This is a genomic window from Bacillus sp. AFS031507, assembly GCF_002584635.1.
In the GTDB taxonomy this organism is placed as follows: domain Bacteria; phylum Bacillota; class Bacilli; order Bacillales; family Cytobacillaceae; genus Neobacillus.
On record NZ_NUOW01000051.1, the window covers coordinates 16,318 to 35,309 of the forward strand.

The 18,992-nt window shown below is 36.0% G+C and carries 19 protein-coding genes; 6 read left to right on the forward strand and 13 right to left on the reverse strand.

Annotated features, from left to right (window positions below; all coding sequences use genetic code 11):
- Positions 1-1,167 (forward strand): teichuronic acid biosynthesis protein TuaH, encoded by a 1,167-nt coding sequence (gene tuaH / locus COE25_RS27370; RefSeq protein ID WP_373605385.1) that lies wholly within the window; start codon positions 1-3, stop codon positions 1,165-1,167.
- Positions 1,168-2,211: 1,044 nt separating this feature from the next.
- On the forward strand, positions 2,212-2,550 hold the full coding sequence (locus COE25_RS27380; protein WP_098934892.1) for a YmaF family protein: 339 nt from the start codon (positions 2,212-2,214) through the stop codon (positions 2,548-2,550).
- Positions 2,551-2,623: 73 nt separating this feature from the next.
- On the opposite strand, the gene COE25_RS27385 is transcribed toward COE25_RS27380, so the two are convergent.
- Both COE25_RS27385 and COE25_RS27390 read right to left on the reverse strand, forming a co-directional pair.
- Positions 2,624-3,562 (reverse strand): TIGR03943 family putative permease subunit, encoded by a 939-nt coding sequence (locus tag COE25_RS27385; RefSeq protein ID WP_098934893.1) that lies wholly within the window; start codon positions 3,560-3,562, stop codon positions 2,624-2,626.
- 11 nt (positions 3,563-3,573) lie between these two features.
- On the reverse strand, positions 3,574-4,581 hold the full coding sequence (locus COE25_RS27390) for a permease (protein ID WP_098934894.1): 1,008 nt from the start codon (positions 4,579-4,581) through the stop codon (positions 3,574-3,576).
- A gap of 225 nt (positions 4,582-4,806) precedes the next feature.
- On the opposite strand from COE25_RS27390, the gene COE25_RS27395 reads away from it, so the two are divergent.
- Positions 4,807-5,745, forward strand: a complete 939-nt coding sequence (locus COE25_RS27395; protein ID WP_088087724.1) for a metal ABC transporter substrate-binding protein — start codon at positions 4,807-4,809, stop codon at positions 5,743-5,745.
- A gap of 103 nt (positions 5,746-5,848) precedes the next feature.
- On the opposite strand, the gene COE25_RS27400 is transcribed toward COE25_RS27395, so the two are convergent.
- The 3 genes from COE25_RS27400 to COE25_RS27410 all read right to left on the reverse strand — a co-directional run bounded on the left by COE25_RS27400 (position 5,849) and on the right by COE25_RS27410 (position 8,454).
- Entirely contained in the window at positions 5,849-6,697 is an 849-nt protein-coding gene (locus COE25_RS27400) for a TIGR03943 family putative permease subunit (RefSeq protein ID WP_098934895.1), read from the reverse strand.
- A 12-nt stretch (positions 6,698-6,709) separates the two neighbouring features.
- Positions 6,710-7,597, reverse strand: a complete 888-nt coding sequence (locus COE25_RS27405; protein ID WP_088087722.1) for a permease — start codon at positions 7,595-7,597, stop codon at positions 6,710-6,712.
- Positions 7,598-7,827: 230 nt separating this feature from the next.
- Positions 7,828-8,454, reverse strand: coding sequence for a metal-dependent hydrolase (locus COE25_RS27410; protein WP_088087721.1), 627 nt, complete (start codon positions 8,452-8,454; stop codon positions 7,828-7,830).
- Between the two features lie 233 nt (positions 8,455-8,687).
- Here COE25_RS27410 and COE25_RS27415 point away from each other — a divergent pair, with 233 nt between their 5' ends.
- Positions 8,688-9,062, forward strand: coding sequence for a DnaJ family domain-containing protein (locus COE25_RS27415; protein WP_098934896.1), 375 nt, complete (start codon positions 8,688-8,690; stop codon positions 9,060-9,062).
- Positions 9,063-9,145: 83 nt separating this feature from the next.
- Here the strand turns inward: COE25_RS27415 and COE25_RS27420 are convergent, their stop codons facing one another.
- The 7 genes from COE25_RS27420 to COE25_RS27450 all read right to left on the reverse strand — a co-directional run bounded on the left by COE25_RS27420 (position 9,146) and on the right by COE25_RS27450 (position 16,789).
- Positions 9,146-9,709, reverse strand: coding sequence for a YitT family protein (locus COE25_RS27420; RefSeq protein ID WP_179195844.1), 564 nt, complete (start codon positions 9,707-9,709; stop codon positions 9,146-9,148).
- 132 nt (positions 9,710-9,841) lie between these two features.
- Positions 9,842-10,168, reverse strand: a complete 327-nt coding sequence (locus COE25_RS27425) for a hypothetical protein (RefSeq protein WP_088087719.1) — start codon at positions 10,166-10,168, stop codon at positions 9,842-9,844.
- A 71-nt stretch (positions 10,169-10,239) separates the two neighbouring features.
- On the reverse strand, positions 10,240-11,412 hold the full coding sequence (locus COE25_RS27430; protein WP_088087718.1) for an MFS transporter: 1,173 nt from the start codon (positions 11,410-11,412) through the stop codon (positions 10,240-10,242).
- A 313-nt stretch (positions 11,413-11,725) separates the two neighbouring features.
- The gene (locus tag COE25_RS27435; protein WP_098934897.1) at positions 11,726-13,363 is read right to left on the reverse strand and encodes a PhnE/PtxC family ABC transporter permease; all 1,638 of its coding nucleotides are present in this window, start codon (positions 13,361-13,363) and stop codon (positions 11,726-11,728) included.
- 1 nt (position 13,364) lies between these two features.
- Positions 13,365-14,117, reverse strand: a complete 753-nt coding sequence (locus COE25_RS27440; protein ID WP_098934898.1) for a phosphonate ABC transporter ATP-binding protein — start codon at positions 14,115-14,117, stop codon at positions 13,365-13,367.
- Between the two features lie 14 nt (positions 14,118-14,131).
- Positions 14,132-15,031: a putative selenate ABC transporter substrate-binding protein gene (locus COE25_RS27445; protein WP_088087715.1), complete on the reverse strand. Its 900-nt coding sequence runs from the start codon at positions 15,029-15,031 to the stop codon at positions 14,132-14,134.
- Positions 15,032-15,235: 204 nt separating this feature from the next.
- Positions 15,236-16,789 (reverse strand): ABC-F family ATP-binding cassette domain-containing protein, encoded by a 1,554-nt coding sequence (locus tag COE25_RS27450; protein ID WP_098934899.1) that lies wholly within the window; start codon positions 16,787-16,789, stop codon positions 15,236-15,238.
- Positions 16,790-16,951: 162 nt separating this feature from the next.
- On the opposite strand from COE25_RS27450, the gene COE25_RS27455 reads away from it, so the two are divergent.
- Positions 16,952-17,431 (forward strand): hypothetical protein, encoded by a 480-nt coding sequence (locus COE25_RS27455; RefSeq protein WP_088087713.1) that lies wholly within the window; start codon positions 16,952-16,954, stop codon positions 17,429-17,431.
- Between the two features lie 136 nt (positions 17,432-17,567).
- Positions 17,568-17,786: a spore germination protein gene (locus tag COE25_RS27460; protein ID WP_088087712.1), complete on the forward strand. Its 219-nt coding sequence runs from the start codon at positions 17,568-17,570 to the stop codon at positions 17,784-17,786.
- A 316-nt stretch (positions 17,787-18,102) separates the two neighbouring features.
- Here COE25_RS27460 and COE25_RS27465 read toward each other — a convergent pair whose 3' ends face one another.
- Positions 18,103-18,408 carry a hypothetical protein gene (locus tag COE25_RS27465; RefSeq protein ID WP_098934900.1) on the reverse strand — a complete coding sequence of 102 codons (306 nt, stop codon included), beginning with the start codon at positions 18,406-18,408 and terminating at the stop codon, positions 18,103-18,105.
- Between the last annotated feature and the right edge of the window lie 584 nt (positions 18,409-18,992).

An 18,992-nucleotide genomic window follows, 5' to 3' on the forward strand; every position in this document is an offset into this window, starting at 1 on the left:
ATGGGACAAATGAAAAGCATACATATCATTGTGGCAACAGGTGAGTGGGATCAAGATCAACTTCGGTATCGTAGACATCGGCTTGCAGAATATTTGCAAAATCATCCTGAAACAAAGGAAGTAATCTGGTTATGTCCAACACCAAACCAAAAAGAAAAGCACAATAAAAGATTATCAAATGGAATATATCAGTGGACCATCCAAGATTTGTTTCCACAAAAAGTGTTTCGGTTTGGCCGCTATATCGATGCATTTCATAAAATAAAATTGCAGCCATTACTATTATATTTAAAAAAAGCTAAGGAAAGGTATATTGTTAATTTATGGTATACCTTTCCTGGATTCCCAACACTTTCTAACCTTTTTTCTTGGAATAAAGTGGTTTATGATTGCAGTGATTTATGGACCTCTCCTATCAATGGGAAAAACTCTATCCTATCCAATTTTAGAAAAAATATCATATCAATTGCAGAAGAGCGGATTATTAATAGGGCAGATGTGATTTTTTGTACCTCTGATTATTTACGTACAAGAATCATAGAAAAATTAGGTACTGAAGAAAAGGTGTTTACCTTTGAAAATGGGGTGGAATTTGATAGGTTTGCAAACTATCCGACAAAAATGGATCATATTCTACCTGATCATTTTGACGGAACGGTTTTAGGCTTTATCGGGGGAATTAAACCTAAGCTGGATTTTGATTTGATCCAGGAAGTAGCACAAAAAAAGCGTGAGTGGATTTTTCTGTTTGTGGGTCCAGATGGTACCAATGATCATCCTAAATTTAAAAATTTATTAACTGAGCGGAATGTTTTATGGACTGGAAGTGTCGCTCCTTCCGAGGTTCCAAAATATATGAACTTAATAGATATTGGAATTATGCCCTACAAGTCATCTCGGTATAACCAAGCGGTCTTTCCATTAAAGTTATTTGAATTTCTAGCAGCGGGGAAGTCTGTAATTGGCATGCATTTGCCATCTACTAAAAAATATGCTGAGCAGTCTGTATATGCTCTTTTAGATACCAATGATTCTAGCCAATTTATCAGTGCATGTGAACATTTAGAGAGCATCAAAAATCACGAAAACTATATCCTTAGACGTAAGACACTTGCTAAAACAAAAAATTGGAACGAAGTATTTGAGGATATGTTCCAATTAGTTTAGATTAGAACAAACCTAGTTTATTTCCATTGTAGGAGACCCAAAAGGGTTTCCTTATTTTTTGTGTTTATTAGTCCGTTGGAAATATACAGAGTCTACATAGGCACAGGTGCGTAATTTTAGGGGAAGGACATGAAATGAATAGATAACTTTGTGGATAAGTTGATGGATAATGATTGGGTGTAGCAATCAATGTTTATTCGATTTTGTTTTAAAGAAAGAGTAATAAAAAATTCTTATAAAGGCAACCGAGATATACATTAAGAACAGAAAATTTAGAAAACTATACATGCAACTTCCTCCTAGTCAGAAAATGTACTTATAAGAAGAGCTATTGAATAGGTATCGCTATAGTTACATTTTATGCTGTTAATACGAAGAAATAATGGATTCCATGTTAATCTTTTGTAAAGTAATGAGAATCTTATTTAAAATGTAAATAAGCCCATCTCCATCTTAAAAGACAAGCGAACCAATAACAGCCATAAGCGGGACTGGAATGCCCAGAAACGAAGCGACAAAGAGGCTGACACGGACAGCAAATACAAATAGTAGGACGTTGCGCATAAACCTTGAACGTTCCTCCTCAGAACCATGTTTCATTGAACTTGGCTTAAGAGGATGATAAGAAGGGAGTGACAAACCAGTTACCTTAGTAGGGACAGTTTTCGGTAAGACTTTTTTGAAGCGAAGGAACAAGAGCCATGTCAGCAGTGTATAGGTATAACAACTAAGACAGGCTTTAGGTTTGTACCTGTTTTTCCATAAATCCGCTGAAGTCTAAAAAATAAAATCTTGTTTTTGGTTGTCCAAAACATATTCCTAGTATTAAGTAAATATCATTAGTAATAAAGCAGCAAAGGAGGTTCATCATACAAAATCAGCCGCAACTTCCAGTTCATGTATATAACGACAAGTTTAATCAGATGTTAGATGCTCCAGAATCATTCGCAGGAAGATCTGAATCGCTAACCGAGCAACTAGTAAATCGTGCACAAAATCTATAAAACAACGAAATTAGCCAAAAAAATTAACTGAGGTGAGGACGTGAGTAAGGTAAGTAAAGATGATTTTGTTCAGGGGTTTGTGGCTAACCATAATCATGGTTCGGTTGATTATACTTCTGTGGCTGCAGGTCATGTCCATCAGTGTTTAGATGTTACTTCGCCTCCAATCCAGACTCAGGATCAAAACCATATTCATTTTACAGAGGGATATGTTGTTTTCGAAAATGGCCATACCCATTATTATAAGGCATATTCCGGTCCAGCTATTCCGGTAGGAAATGGAATGCATGTACATCATTATGATTTTTATGCTACAGAAAATGATGGGCATAAGCACCATATAAGAGGTGTGGACCAACCTGCACCAGGAAATAAATAAAAATCACTGGAAATTTTTTATTATTAATTATTCTCAACACAAAAAAAGAGACAGTGAGTCTCTTTTTTTGTGTTTAATCAATCTTCACTCCAACATCAAATACATAAGGCTGCTTTGGAGCAGCAATTTTTGAAATCTGCTTTATTTTTATCATAGGGATCGTACCACCATCATATTGGGTTTGCCCAATTAAACCAGTTACTTGTACCCATTTATCTTTCGGTAAGGCTGCTAAATTACCACTTGCCATAATTCCATAGACTGAAGCATCTGCAACACAACAAGAAATTCCAAATCGCGCAACTATGATTTGATTTTGCATGAAATTCTTTTCCCTATAAACAAATCCTTTTGTTGAAACCGTTTTACCAATCATACTTGGTAGATTATCTTGGATGATACTCATCATTGGAACATAAAGCTGATCATTAATATTTATTATCTTTGACTTTAACAAGTCATTTTTTAAATTGTCGTATTCCTTTACTGTTAATGGCTCAGGTTGATTATCGAGATAGTCATTGGTATTTGACGTGGAATTCGATTTATTCTTATTATTTGTAGAATTTAATTTTTCCGGTTTATTATTGTTTTTAACCGTCTTGATTTGATTTGTATCTTGAGAATTTGATCCAAGTTTAATGGTTCTGTTCATCGCCACGGAGCTATCCAGCACATTGTTTGCAAAAAGAAAGCCCGTGCTTATAGGAATAACAAATAATAAATAAAGGAATAGACTTTTACCTGTTGAAGTAGGATAAGAATGATTCCCGTCACAATCACAATGATAAGAATGTTTATGATCCGAAGTTCCTCGGATAACCAAAAGAACACCCAGAATAAGTAAGACAAATAAAGTAAAGTAAAGAAAACGAATCATTTTCGGTGCAATCAGAAGTGTAATATTACCGGTTAGAAGTAATTTAAATAGAAGCAACATAAATCCAATTAATATGATTCCCCTAATAAGGTGATGGAAGGAGAAATTATAGACTTCATTTGTCTTCTTCATAAAAGCATCTCCTAAATAAAAAATAGCTGAAATATATAGACGGACAAATAGACGACAACTGGAGTTACTATTAGTAAGAAAAGTACAAACCGTTTCTTAAAATACCCGAACAACATTAAAGTGTTTTTAATATCAATCATTGGGCCGAAGACTAGAAAAGCAAGGATTGATCCTTCCGTAAAGGTAGAACCGAATGAAGAAGCAACAAAGGCATCCGCTGAAGAACACACCGAAAGGACATAGCCAAACCCCATCATAACCACTGGTGCTAAGTTTGTGCTTGTCCCAATGGATAAGAGAACATTGCGATCTAAAAAAGTCTGAAATAAACTTGCAAGGAAGGCTCCTATGAATAAATATTTTCCAGTATCAAATAATTCATCACTTGCATGATATAAGGTTTCTAAAAGTTTATTTCCTTTTGTATGGTGGTGATGATGGTCATCATGAGGACCATCATTAACTGTTTTAAGAATATTTTCCCCCTTAAATCGTCGGTAAATGATTAATCCAATAATGATTGAACTAATAAATCCTACAACCATCCTGGCATTGGCAATATAGGGTGTACTCTTAAAAGCAAAGTAGGTAGACGCATAGACGACAGGGTTTAAGATCGGAGCACTAAGCATAAACACAACGCCTACGTGGGATGGCATGCCTTTCTTTATTAACCTGCGAACCACAGGAACGATGGCACATTCACAAATGGGAAAGATTATTCCCAGCAATGCAGCGGGTATTACGGCTAAATAGGCATTACGAGGTAACATCTTTCGAATTGCATTTTCAGATACAAATGATTGAATAATGGCTGATACAAATACTCCTAACAAAATAAAAGGAATAGCTTCTAAAATAATACTCAGGAAAATCGTATTGATATTAAAAAAAGAACTTGGGATTCTATTAAAAAAAGAGATATTTTTAATTTCCTCAGCAAAAAGAAAGAGAATCAAGAATAAACCAAATAATAGAATACAAATGATATCCTTTAGCAGCTTATTTAAATAGGCCATAGCAAATTACCTCCTCAAATCTATCATCCCATTCATATTGATATGCACTTATCTGAGAATATTTCATTAAATTTCATATTGACATAAAGAATGAATCGTTATAAGATACAATTCGTAACGATTACGATTTGTTAAATCTAATAAACTAATATTATATGGAATAATTATTCGTTTTAAATCGTAATAATTCCTAATTAAAAACTAGTATGGAGAGGAAAAAAGATCATGAAAAGACTTATATGCGCTTTAATTATTTTTCTTATGATGATAAGCGGCTGTTCCAATGCCGTTCAGACAAAAGGAGAAAAAGGTAGTGGAGGTACAAAAAAATTACAAATTGTCACCACGTTTTATCCAATGTATTATTTTACCCAAAAAGTGGCTGGCAATTCAGCAAATGTTGAGTTATTAATTCCGAACGGTGCAGAACCACATGACTGGGAGCCAACTGCAAAAGATATGGCAAAAATTCAAGATGCAGATATGTTTATATACAATAGCCGATACTTTGAAAGCTGGACTGAAAAAGTATTAAAGAGTATTAATGATTCAAATTTAACTGTTGTAGAAGCTTCAAAAGGGATTGAATTGATGAATGCATTAGAATCAGAGGAGGAACATCATTCTGATCATGCATCTTCAAAAGACCCCCATGTTTGGCTTTCACCCGTGTTAGCCCAGCAAGAGGTCGACACAATTGCTAAAGCAATTGAAAAGCTAGATTCAAACAATAAAAATCAGTATGAAAGGAATGCAGAGAATTTTAAATCCCAACTTGCTGATTTAGATCACTTGTACAAGGAGACAATTGATAAGGCGAAGAAAAAAGAATTTGTAACACAACATGCAGCATTTGGATATTTAGCAAAACAATACGGGTTAACTCAAATTCCGATAGCTGGATTATCCCCAGATGTAGAACCAACCCTAGGGAAATTGAAGGAATTAGCAGAAGTAACGAAGAAGAAAAATGTAAAGGTAATTTATTTTGAGGGACTTACTTCTTCTAAAGTGGCTCAGACATTAGCTAATGAAATAGGTGCTACAACTGAAGTTTTAAATCCATTAGAAGGATTAACTAAAGAAGAGCAAGAAAAAGGTTTAGACTTTATTGATGTTATGAAAAACAATCTTGAGGCACTAAAACCATCTATTTTAGAGTAATATTCCTCGAACGAAAAATCACAAAAAGGTCAAACCTGAATTCAAGTTGTCGTTCTGAATTCAGGTTTTCAAGTAGAAAGAGCCACCGAATTCGGTGGCTCTTTTAATATCCTCTAAAAACATACTCTTCTTTAGGAGCAGAAGTAGTCGACCAATCTTCTACCTTTAAATAGGGAATGTTTGTTTTAAAAGGTTGATAATAGATTGTTGATATTTTTCCTTTTACAGTTACCCATTCATCGTTTTTAAATTTCTTGCCATCAGGCATTTCAACTAACAATCCGAAGACACCTGAATCTGCAATACAATGGATCACACCAAAGCGGAACACAAATATCTGGTTCTTATTTATTGTTTCTGAATCATTGAAAACAAAACCTTTAAACTCGATTTCTTTTCCAAGAAAATCACCAGGGAAGTTATAAATAGTTTCCATACCTTTTAAATAATTCTTATCATTCAAGACAATCGTTTCTTTATTTACATACTTTTTCTTTTCCTTTTTCATTAACACATCATAATCTTCTTTCCCATAATACACACTTGTATCTGGTCGCAAAAATTGCTGTTGCATAAAGGAATCGCCTTTTCCTTCATCGTAAATGGGAAAATGAAATCCTTTTGCTTTTACAATATTTGAATCAAGTGTTGCAATTGGAAAAAATAATCCTGAAATAATTGGAAAGGCGAAAATTGGATATATGAAAACTTTTTTATACCATTTATTCTCTTTTGAATGATTATGCCCACAATGATCATGATCACAGCCAGCATCTTTTGACTCGCCTTTACTGAGCATAAAGATTTGGACAATCGTTAATACAAGTAAAGCATAACCAGCAGTTGCAGAAAGATAAGAATATTTCATGTTGATATATTTATTAATATCCCCTGTAAGATGCATTTGAAAGATTAAATAAGTAAAACCAATTAATATTAAGCTTCTTATCATAGTTCCCACTCCTTAAAACAACAAAGAGTATACAAATACAACAGCGAAAACGGTAGAAACAATCATAAAAACTAGCCGCTTTTTAAACGTTGCAAGCATCATCATTAAATTTTTTATATCCACCATTGGCCCAAACACAAGAAACGCTAATAATGAACCAGTTGAAAATGTCGTTCTAAAAGATGAAGCGATAAATGCATCTGCTTCGGAGCAAAGAGAAAGAATAAAAGAGAGAGTCATCATCACGATGGAAGATGATGCTTGTCCCTGACCAATCGAAACAAGAGTCGATGTCTTAATATATGTTTGAACGGCTGCGGCAATTAGTGACCCGATAATTAAATATTTACCCATGGAGAAAAATTCTTCAACAGCATGTTCCAAGGTCAACCAGATCTTTTTGAAAAATGGGGTCGATTTTCCATCAGAATGATGAATATGGAAATGCTCTTTAAAAGGGCTCCCTTTATATCGAAAAGCGATCAAAATCCCTACTACAATAGCTACAATGATTGCTCCCAACGCACGGTATAACGCCATCTTCCAGTCACTGCCGAATGCAATAAAAGTTGCAAATAAGACAACTGGATTGATGATCGGAGCTGTCAGCATAAATGCAATCCCCGCTGAAATCGGAACTCCTTTTGAAACAAGCCTGCTAACGATAGGCACAATCCCACATTCACATGAAGGGAATAGAATACCTAAGAAACTAGCAAAGATTACAGCTAGTACTTTATTTTTAGGCATGATTTTTGCAATCATTTCCTCGGTTACAAATATTTGAATGATCCCTGAAATTAGTACACCTAATGTCACGAATGGCAGGGCTTCAATTAAGATCGAAATAAAAATGGTATTCATCTGTAAAAAAGATTGCGGTAAGGATATACCAAACATAAAAGGCCTCCTATAATCCAAGACTCATGGAGACTACTATACTCTTATTCTATTAGTTCGTCTAACGAAAAATCTGGAATACGTTATATTTATTAGCCATGAGTAATTTAAGTACTAAAAAAGATCAACCATAAATATCTGGCGAACACAATGAAAGGCATGGGTACTTTCTTCAAAATATAATTATTACTAAATAACCTGATATACGAAAAAAATTTAATGCTACTTTATTAAATTTCTTTCGATGAAACAGGTAAAAAAAGCTTAATCCCCCGTTTATTGAACGGTAAGATTTTAAAATCTGCAATCAAATGACTTATGTATCCAGCAAGACAGGTGTAGAAAACGCCGTCAATTCCTAGGGATCTTTCTAATTTAGAAGCAATAATTCCGAAGAAAACAACCCCTAATATGGAATGGGTATAGCTTCGGTGTGATACTAGAGACGCGATTAAGATATAAATCCCAAGCAGTATTAACCAAATTTCTGTTAAGGAGAATCCGCCTGCAATTACACCGATTCCTGTGATCGTTAACATGTGCTTTTGCTTGATCAATGAGGCTGCAATCATCAACCCCATTCCAATTCCTAAACCAATCCACTTCTCACGAGTAGTTCCTTCATAAAAACTATAAAAGACCATCAGTATTCCAATTAACTGTCCCACTATCCGAATCACCTTATGAGATAAGGTGATTTTGCCCCGAAGCTTCCCGTCTATATCGAGATCGGGGATTAAGCCTGAAATACCACCTAATCCGACTAGAAAGAGTGTGGTTGAAGGGGAGGTATGGAAAGTGTTCGCAACTATAAAACCTGTTGCTGCTCCTATTGCTGCATGTGCCGTTCCGTTCACTTTTATTTCACCTCTATATGTTATTTATGGTATTTTACAAAACACCACAACATATTTAATATACTATAAAACATTTGTTCTGTTTAGAGGAAAGTTGAATTTGTTTTAAGCAATATATTTTGATTAGAGTCTTTTTATCAATCAGATAAAAATCGAATCATGTTGTTGTTTGTTTTGTCATTCCGTATAACATTTACATAGGGTAAAATAAAAATAAAAAGGGGGGACTTGTCATGGACCTATTTTCAAGAATTGCAGAAGATAAAATAAAAGAAGCGATAAAAAATAAGGAGTTTGAAAATCTACCTGGAATGGGAAAACCATTGGATTTAAGTGATGAACTGCCAGGGATGAGCGCTGAAATGAAAATGGGCTACCGCATGCTTAAGAATGCTGGGTACATTTCAGATCAAGTTGATTTAAGAAAAGAATTGATCACCTTAAATGATTTAATCTCTGTCGCAACCGATGACGAAGAAATCGCTAGGTTGCAAGAAAAATTAACGCGTAAACAGCTGCAGTTTGAAAAAGTAATGGAACAAAGAAGAAAAAATACAAATGTACGATTTGGAAGTTACGCGGAAAAAATATACGGAAAGATGAAATGAAAAGATTATGACAAAGTTGATAAAAAAATAACTTCAATCTCAAATAACAAACCAGCATACCTTCTGAAAAATGAACTTATTAATCAAAATGCATCACTTTTATAATTTTTTACCAGTAATGATGTGATGAATCCAAAAGAAAGTATAGTTAGTATGGAATAGAAGAAACTTTGTGATCCGAGCACTCTAAACCCTGATAATAAGACTAAACCATCGACAACCAAGATAATGACTCCGATATTAAAAGAAAAGGATTTTGCTAAGAAATGCGCTAACAATTCTGTACCTGCTGTGCTTGTCTGATAGCGAAGCATTAATCCAACACCCAGTCCGCCTAGTGTTCCACCGATTATTGCACTAATAATAATAGGGAGTGGAAAATGATTTTGTAAAGGAGCCAGTATATCAATAAAAAATGAGGAAACCATTAGACCATGAAAGCTACTGTAAAAGTAGTTCCGTTCTCGGAACCATGCATAGATACACAGAGGCATACTAAATAAAATTACACATAAGCCCGTTTGAAAATCGAAATAATAATGGAGAATGAGTGATATGCCGATGATCCCGCCATCTAGTAAATGATGAGGGATTAAAAATGCATTAACCCCAATCCCTATTAATAGGCTCCCAATTAAAATAGCCATTAACTTTTGCAGGATACCTCACCTTGCCTTATTCCATTTGTTTGAGTACTTAACTTTTACTAAACCTATATCCACGGATTTGGAAAAGCGATAAATCTTCTCAACAACAAAGACCGCTGACATTAGCGGTCTTTATTGTTGATCATCATCCCAATATTGCAGCGTATCTGTTTTTCCAGTAGGCTCACTCTTTAGTACATTCCCATCTTTGTCTTTATATACCTCATACTCCTGGTACGTTTCTACGATATAGCCATCTACTTTTTCGATTTTCTCTAGTTTTTCCTCCAATACTGGAATATCGTTAGAAGGCTCAACTTCTACTGGCTGTGCCATCACAGGTTGATCGGCAGAATAGGCATAGTCTTTATTAATAAATGAGTAGGGTGAATCAAGATAAGCTGCAAATCCTAAGGTTACCAACAGGAGACAAATACATAGAACGTTTTTTAATTTCATAAACTGGGCTCCTTTTTACTTACATCCTCGTAACCCATTTTATGCATGTCCTAAAAACATATTCCAATTGATTAGTTTTGAATATTTGTTATTTTCACGGTATCGATCTGTGGGCGAAAAAGTAGAAATAGGATAAATGCTGCAATTGAAATAATCGCACCTGAGATATAAGGGAGGCCCATTGCCATCGAAAACAGCCATCCTCCAAGTGGCGGCCCAATAATCCTGCCTAGAGAATCAAAGGATGATAAAAGCCCAGTTGAACTTCCATAACCTGCCGTTGACGTCTTCGTAATTAGTGAAGAAACACTAGGACGAATTACGCCATTTCCTAGTCCAAAAATAGTTAAAAAAATGGCTGCAGTTGCAAAACTATTTACTAATAAAATCAAACCAAATCCAAGTGCAGAAACAATGATTCCGCACTGAATTACAACCTTTTCACCGTATTTCTTGGTCAATCTACCGACCAGACCACCTTGGACGATCGCACTTGCAAACCCCATGATCATAAAAATGTATCCAAGTTGAGTGGCGCCCAAATCTGCCTTTTTAGCGGCAAAGTAGGCAAACGTTGCTTCCAAACCAGAAAGTGATAAGGAAATTAATAATTGCACCAAATATAGTACGGTAACAGTACCACTAAACGCCTTCCCAAAAGAGGGTTTTTCTTTGCTAACCGATTCTTTTTTCTGTTTTGATTCTTTTAGCAAAATAAAAACAAGAATTAAGGTGATGAACGAAGATCCACTTGCAAGATAAAAGGGCATATTCAAGCTAAATTTTGAGAAAATCCCACCGATTGCCGGACCAAAAACAAAGCCTAAGCCGGTTGCTGCACCAATTATCCCCATTCCTTTGCCGCGATTTTCTTCCGTGGTGATATCTGCAACATATGCCATGGCTGTTGGCATATTGGCAGAGGAAAGAATGCCACCGATAATTCTTGCCGCAAATAACATCCAAAGCTCCGTAGACAATGCTTGAATTAGAAAAGAGAGACCAAGACCTGCAATTCCAATCATCATGACTGGCTTCCGCCCAATTCGGTCGGAAACTTGCCCCCATATCGGAGCGAAAATGAGCTGCATGAGCGAATAAACTGCCATTAATAATCCTAATTCGGTTGGATTCGCTCCAATTTCTTCAGCATAGAAAGGTAACACTGGAATGATAATTCCAAATCCCACCATCACCAAAAACATAACTATAAATAAAATCGGTAAAGCGGACTTAGTTTGCAAAGAATTTTCACCCCTTGATGACTTTTGAAGTCGTTGATATTACTTACTTCTTCCTATCAATAGGATAATTGAAATGTTCGTAGAAATACAAGCCTCATTCATCAATTATTTCCTTTGATGGAAATAGTATGCAGTTAGGGTTGATAACACAGGCTAAATTGGATCATATCAGATACTTAGAAGTTTGATAGCGATTAGCTAGCAGAGCATGTCAAACGGATATCAATGATTAATACTAAAAGAACACCGTTCCTTTCGAAGGAACGGTGTTCTTTTTATTGTGGATACCATTGAATAGTTCTTTGCGAGCATCTTATTTTACTGCCTTTCTCGTACTTTCTGAAGCAAAGTCAGCGATGACGACGAGAATCATATAACAAAGAAGTAACAGGGTGATTTCAGTATAGTGGAAATAACTCATCGCGAGCTTAAACTCCATTCCAAGGCCGCCTGCACCGACAAAACCGACAACTATCGTTGTCCTCATAATGACTTCCCAACGATATAAAATATAGGTAAGAAATCTAGGTAAGACACTTGGCAAGATCCCGTAGAAGAAGATCTGGATTTTGGAGGCACCTGCGGATGCTAAATTACGGATTGGTCGAGGGTCCATATCCTCAATTACCTCGGCCCAAAGCTTACCGAGTATCCCAAAGTTATGGAGTGCAAGTGCGATTGCTCCTGGCAATAACCCTGGTTTAAAAATAAAAATAATCAACATTGCCCAAACCAACTCAGGAACGGCACGTGAAAAGATATAAGTGATTCGGACGAATCCATAAAGAATCCAACTATACCATCTCTTTGATGAAGTTAAACTTCCATTTGCTATATTTCTAGCTGCTGGAATAACAGTTAAAAAGGCAGCAACCGTCGCAAATCCGATGGCCATGATACTCATTTCCAGTGTTTCAAGAGTGAGCTTTAATGCGGCAGACCAGCTTTCAGCATTTAGGAAAGCAGGATGCTTATCATTTAAACCTAATAGGCTGCCAAAAAACTTCTTCGCATACTCGATATTTTTATCCGACAGCAATTCAAATAACTCAGCATTCTCACCTATGGTAATAAATATCCATGAACCGATGATTAATAGCATGGTGAATAGGGTGGACCCCCATCCAGGACTGAATCCGTTCCGACGTTTTCGTTCCGTCAATCCTTTTCTAACATAATTACTCCATATATCCACGAACAAGACGAGAGCAATCAGGAAAAATATATATGCCCATACCTGATCATATTTCAAATCAGCGAGCGATAATTGAATTTGATAGCCTAAGCCTCCGAGTCCGATAAAACTCATAATGGCCGAAGAACGAATCGCACACTCAAAACGGTACATTGTGTAGCTGATCATATCTGCCCAAATCAATGGAAGGTAGCCATAAATAAGGATTTGAATTCTTGAGGCACCAGTAGATTTTAATGCTTTGATGGGCTCCTCCGGTACATCATTTAACATATCAGCAAAAATACGGCCAAGAATTCCTCCATATGGAATAGCAAGAGCAAATATAGCCGCATAAGGGGAAAGACCTACAGCAGCAACAAAAAGCCATGCCCATATTAACTCATGAATCGAACGAGTAAACCCTAAAACACCCCTAAAAATTACTTTAGATGTTAAACGAGCAACCCTGCCTGAGGTTAACGTTCCAGATGCAAGAATCCCTACAATCAGTGCATAAACTACAGCAAGAGACATTCCAGCAATAGCATAAGCAAGAGTAATCCAGGCAGATTCGAGCCCGTTGATCAATACTTCTGCTGACAAATCAGGTTGAATTAGGCCTTCAAATATTTGCAGTATCGTCGGAATTCCGCCTGCATGGAAAAGGTGGTCATTCCATTGAATCGAAAATAAGCTCCATACGAAAACTGACATCAATAGTAATGTAAGGATTAGGCGATTATACCTACCCAATACTGATTTTCGTCTCAACATCTTAACCTATCTCCTTTAGTCGATAAAGGTTGGTTAACAGATCATCCGTTACTTTTTCAGTCGGCAAATCAAAAAGGATTTCACCATTTTTAAGAGCGATGATTCTGGTGAAATATTTACGAGCATATTCGACGGAATGCAAACTGGCAATTAACGTTTGTTTTTCCTCAGAAACGATATTTATCAGCATAGCTAATACATCTTCGGCTCTTGCAGGGTCTAAGGAGGCAACTGGTTCGTCAGCCAAAATTACTTCAGGTTTTTGGACCATTAATCGCGCCATCGCGACACGCTGCTGTTCGCCTCCAGATAAAGTGGAGGTAATTTCGTACATCTTATCAGTAAGACCCACTCTTTCAAGTGCTTTTAAGGCGATTTCTTTTTCTTGTGGCACAAGTAACGACAAGAGGGATTTGAAAAGTCCCCAATCAGCTAATCGGCCAGCCAGGACATTATGGATAACCGCGATTGAGCCAATCAAATCAAATTGTTGACGAATCACACCAACCTTTTTTGCAAATTTATGCCCATTTTTATAGGCTGATATCGGTTTTCTATCAATCAATAGCTCGCCAATTTGGATTGGCACAAGGCCGGCAATTGAATTTAATAACGTTGTTTTACCTGCACCGCTAGGTCCAATTATCGCTACCAATTCCCCTTGCTTAATAGAAAAAGAAAGGGAAGATATGGCTATCTTCCGCTCAAAGTGTTTCGATATATTTCTTGCTTCAATCATTATTTTTGAAGTCATGTCTACGACACCTACTACTTAATAATCTGTAATTCTTTTGCTACTTGTTCAATTTTTTTGTAATTATCGTTATTCGTTTCCACAAAGCTATCTGTTTGGAATAAGTCCGCAATTTCCTTTTGCTCGCCAGTAATCGATAGAAGGGCGTCTTTTACTTTTTGCTTTGAACCTTTACCAAAGACTTCCTCCACATTGCTATTGATTGTCCAGTTATAGTCGTAGTAAGCAGGAGTTGTATAGAATACTTTAACTTTTTTCGTATCAACTTTGCCTTCTTTTACAGCTGCTTCCCAAACTGCTTCATTTAGTGCACCCGCTTTAAAGGCACCGGATTCAATTAATTTGTAGGTTGTATCATGGGAACCGGAGAAATTAGGTTTGCCGTCAAAGTCTGTATTGGCATCAATTCCAGCCTCTGATAAATAGTAACGTGGCATTAAATGACCAGATGTTGAGCTTTCACTGCCAAAAGTGAATGACTTTCCTTTTAGATCTTCAAGCTTATTAATATTTTCTGATGTTTGGGTGATAAATACGGAATGGAATTCCGCGTCACGTGGTCGTTGTACTATCGATTCTGCTTCAGGGACAAGGTTCCTGGCTTGTACACTTGTTAATCCGCCAAACCAAGCCATATGAATTTCACCGCGTTGAAAACCAGTGACTAGTGCAGCATAATCAACAGACGGGACAAATTCAACTTTCATACCAGTCTTTTCGCTTAGGTATTTAGCTACGGCAGTCATCCCTTTATCTAAATCGGCGGCATTTTGGTCAGGAATTGCCCCAATTTTAAATACTTCATTCGTTGTCGTTTCTTTCTTACCTTCATTTGTTTTTTCATCACTTTGGCCACATGCAGCTAACGAAAATACAAGTATAGCAAGCATAATGACAGATATCCATTTTTTCATTAAAATTTACACCTCTATAGTATATTTTAAATAACTTAGAATTGCTTAACCCTATATATTATAGGAGAGGTATATGTAAAAATAAATTCAAATTATCTATTTGTTCAATAAAAATCCATCGGTTATATAGATTGAAGGGTGTTAGGTAATGAAAATATAAAAAAACCCCTGCCGCTAGAGCAGGGGGAATTAAACAATATTTCTTTACACTGTCTGTTGTGACCATTCTTCAACATTCCATACTTTTGTTACCCAATCTTCATAAAAGTCTGGTTCGTGGCAGACAAGGACGACAGTTCCTTTGTATTCTTTTAAAGCACGTTTTAGTTCTGCCTTGGCATCAATATCAAGGTGATTGGTCGGCTCGTCGAATAGGATCCAGTTACTTTCATTCATCATCAACTTACAAAGTCGGACCTTGGCTTGTTCTCCACCGCTTAGCTGATTCATTGGACGAGAGATGTGATCATTTTTCAAACCACAGCGGGCAAGAGCGGCACGCACTTGATTTTGATCCATGGATGGGAAGGCATTCCAAACCTCATCAATCGGTGTAATGCCGCCTGCTTTTACTTCCTGTTCAAAATAAGAAGGGAAGAGGAAGTCGCCACGTTCAACCTTGCCATTGATCGGATCGATTTTACCAAGCATCGTTTTTAGAAGGGTGGATTTACCAACCCCATTACAACCGATGATAGCGACCTTTTCGCCACGTTCTATGGTCATACTCATTTTCGGTAATAGTGGTTCTAAATAGCCGATTTCTAAATCCTTAGCCTCAAAAACGTAGCGACTGCTGCTGCGAGACTCTTTGAATCCGAAGGTAGGCTTTAACGCTGTTTCTGGACGGTCAATCCGTTCAATCCGGTCCAACTGTTTCTGACGGCTTTTTGCCCGGCCAGTTGTCGAATAGCGTGCTTTGTTTTTAGCAATAAAGTCTTCTTGTTTTTTAATGAATTCCATTTGTTTCTCATAAGCATTAATATGCTGATTCTTATTAATTTCCGCTAACTCTAAGAATTTCTCATAGCTTGCTGTGTAGCGTGTAAGCTTCGAAAATTCTAATTGAAAAATAACATTGGAAACAGGATTCATGAATTCAGTATCATGAGAGATTAGGATAAACGCATATGGGTATTCTTTTAAATAAGAAGTTAACCAACGAATATGTTCAACATCCAGGTAGTTGGTCGGCTCATCGAGCAGAAGAACTTTTGGTTGTTCCAAAAGAAGCTTAGCTAGAAGAACCTTTGTTCGCTGCCCGCCGCTAAGTGCTGCGACGTCACGGTCTAAACCAATTGCATCAAGTCCCAACCCGCGTGCTGCTTCCTCAATTTTTATATCTAATGAATAGAATCCGCCAGCGTCTAAGACATCTTGGATTTCACCCATTTTTTCTAAAAGAACCTCTAGCTCTTCAGGTGAGGCATCAGCCATTTGAGCGATTACTTCATTTAGTTCCTTTTCTTTTTCGAAAAGAGGGAGGAAAGCATCGCGAAGAACGTCACGCATCGTTCTTCCTTTTGTCAGCACCGTATGCTGATCCAAATAACCGTAATGAACACCTGGTGTCCATTCTACACGACCGCTATCGTGAATCAATTGACCAGTAATAATATTCATTAATGTTGATTTACCGACGCCATTGGCGCCAACAAGTCCCACATGGTCTTCAGCTAATAATCGAAAGGAAACGTCTTTAAATAAAGTACGGTCTCCGAATGTATGACTTAAATTTTCTACATTTAGTAAGCTCATTTTTTGTAATCCTCGCTTCGTCAAGAATTAATACATTAGTACATCATACTAGATTTTTAAGGATTCGACTAGATTTTTGATGAGAAAAACACTGTATTTTTATTGGAAATAGTATAGGATGCCTAACTATTTGGGTATTTTAAATATAAAAAGGAAAAAGATATGATTGGATTACTAATTGCCATTATCACATTTAATTTTTTTGCTTTCAAAAATAATAAAATACTAAGTGCTAATCAAATTGTACATATTTGGTCATTTACAATTTCATTACAGGTCATCTTCGATGTGTTTATTGAATTCAAATACCACGGATACTGGTATTTTGACAATGAAATTGATTGGGCGGGATTGCTTCCACATTTATTCTTAGTTCCTGCTGTTAATATGATTTTTTTAAATTGGTTTCCTCATAAATCAAAAGTTATTAAGCAATTTTTTTTTATTACCATTTTTGTTATTGCCATTTTGATATATGAAGTCATTACCTTGCTGCCTCCTCCTTGGGGATTCTTTCATTACGGCTGGTGGAAGCTTTGGCATGCAGCTATACTTGATCCGTTTTTGCTTCTTATCTTATTAGGATTTTATAAGTGGATTTGCAAGTTAGAAAAGGATGCATGCAAATCTCCAAAAACATAATTATGAAAAACAAATGGGCCTCACACGTGGCTCTTTTTGAAATTAAGAAGCATTAAAAAATAAATAATGAAAATGCTTAAACAACCGAATAACCTTGTCCATATAATAGTAAATAAGCGTGGAAGGGGGTGATTGGTTGGCGACCAATCATGATTGTATTACTATTGGGACCATTTCTGGGGGGATCGTAAACTTTGGTGGTGCAAATAATATTTCTCCAATATCGGTAACTAAAACAAATTCAGGTTCAGGAAGTGATAATACAGGGACTGATATTACGACCATCACTGGTTTAAGTTCTACAACTAAAAGAAACATAATTGAACTCTTAGAAATGATTAAGGCGATGCTTTAGAATGGAATCGCCTTTTTTGAAATTATTTAGATCCATTTCTAGCGTTTCGTAACATACATTTCCTGAACGAGAAACAACAAAGACGATACCAAATCAGTATCGTCTTTTTACTATTTCTTTTTCATTAAGAGGAAATTTGATTATTTGCTGCCTTAATTTGCTTTGTTGACTTTGTTACATTGAAAACAATGTTTAGGGTGTATTTGTATTAGATTTAAGTAAAATGGCTTAAATCAATTCATAAACGAGTCTGACAGTGTGCTAGATAAATTGAAAAGAGATGAAAAAAAGAAGCTCTTTATGAGCCACCTTGTAGTTAATCTAAATCAATTTTCTTAATTTCTAAAAAATTTTTAATACCAGTTTCAACAGTCCCTAATTTTCTATTAATATAACTATGCGGTTCTGATGTTTCTATATGCCCTTCTAACTGTTGTTCAATTACATCACACAGCATACCTGACATTCGACATAAATGGTCAATTGTATCAAGTAATTGAAGTTCTGTAAGCCCAGCGTTTGATCTAGTTTGATAATGGGTTACTTGATAGAAGATGTGATTGAGTCTTTGGTCTAATGCCTTCATGTCATCAATCGTAAATTTATCTTTTAAATTTGCCATAGTAACCATTCCCCCTAAGAATATTTACAGTTTAAAGGTATCAGATTGGCAAGGTAAATAGAACACAATGGCATGTTTCTTTACATGGAATTAATAATAACTCAACAATGCTTGAAAGGAGTGATGACTTCCAATAAAACAAGAAATTTATTAGGTGTATGGGAGGTGGATCAAAATTGAATAATGAAAAGGACTTTGTATAACTATATAACCGAATTATAATTAGATGGTTTTCGTACCATTTGGACTAAGTTTGATAATAAAGTAAGAACTTATACAAGACACAAGAATGAAATTACATCTAAGTCTCCTGAGTTAGTTAATCTACCTATACCTGACGGATCGATTTTATCAATACCTAAATCCTAAAAAAACATAAAAAATAAAGGGTGATACATATTAGTCATGTCTAATATGTATCACCCATTTATTCAATTAAAGCGCCCTTTAATGGAACAACAAGGAGATTCTCTTTTAACCTTTAATTAGTCTGCAGTAGTCAAACTTCCTCTGTTAGATACTAAGTGTACAATGAAGATACGTGGGGTCGGCTGTCCCTTGAGGGGGATAAGTGCAATCGGAGT

Coding starts and splice junctions, on each gene's coding strand:
- COE25_RS27455 (WP_088087713.1), top strand. CDS start 16,952: ATGATTGGATTACTAATTGCCATTATCACATTTAATTTTTTTGCTTTC.
- COE25_RS27390 (WP_098934894.1), bottom strand. CDS start 4,581: ATGGCCTATTTAAATAAGCTGCTAAAGGATATCATTTGTATTCTATTA.
- COE25_RS27440 (WP_098934898.1), bottom strand. CDS start 14,117: ATGACTTCAAAAATAATGATTGAAGCAAGAAATATATCGAAACACTTT.
- COE25_RS27435 (WP_098934897.1), bottom strand. CDS start 13,363: ATGTTGAGACGAAAATCAGTATTGGGTAGGTATAATCGCCTAATCCTT.
- COE25_RS27405 (WP_088087722.1), bottom strand. CDS start 7,597: ATGTTTGGTATATCCTTACCGCAATCTTTTTTACAGATGAATACCATT.
- COE25_RS27400 (WP_098934895.1), bottom strand. CDS start 6,697: ATGATAAGAAGCTTAATATTAATTGGTTTTACTTATTTAATCTTTCAA.
- tuaH (WP_373605385.1), top strand. CDS start 1: ATGGGACAAATGAAAAGCATACATATCATTGTGGCAACAGGTGAGTGG.
- COE25_RS27395 (WP_088087724.1), top strand. CDS start 4,807: ATGAAAAGACTTATATGCGCTTTAATTATTTTTCTTATGATGATAAGC.
- COE25_RS27415 (WP_098934896.1), top strand. CDS start 8,688: ATGGACCTATTTTCAAGAATTGCAGAAGATAAAATAAAAGAAGCGATA.
- COE25_RS27420 (WP_179195844.1), bottom strand. CDS start 9,709: ATGGCTATTTTAATTGGGAGCCTATTAATAGGGATTGGGGTTAATGCA.
- COE25_RS27465 (WP_098934900.1), bottom strand. CDS start 18,408: ATGGCAAATTTAAAAGATAAATTTACGATTGATGACATGAAGGCATTA.
- COE25_RS27450 (WP_098934899.1), bottom strand. CDS start 16,789: ATGAGCTTACTAAATGTAGAAAATTTAAGTCATACATTCGGAGACCGT.
- COE25_RS27425 (WP_088087719.1), bottom strand. CDS start 10,168: ATGAAATTAAAAAACGTTCTATGTATTTGTCTCCTGTTGGTAACCTTA.
- COE25_RS27445 (WP_088087715.1), bottom strand. CDS start 15,031: ATGAAAAAATGGATATCTGTCATTATGCTTGCTATACTTGTATTTTCG.
- COE25_RS27385 (WP_098934893.1), bottom strand. CDS start 3,562: ATGAAGAAGACAAATGAAGTCTATAATTTCTCCTTCCATCACCTTATT.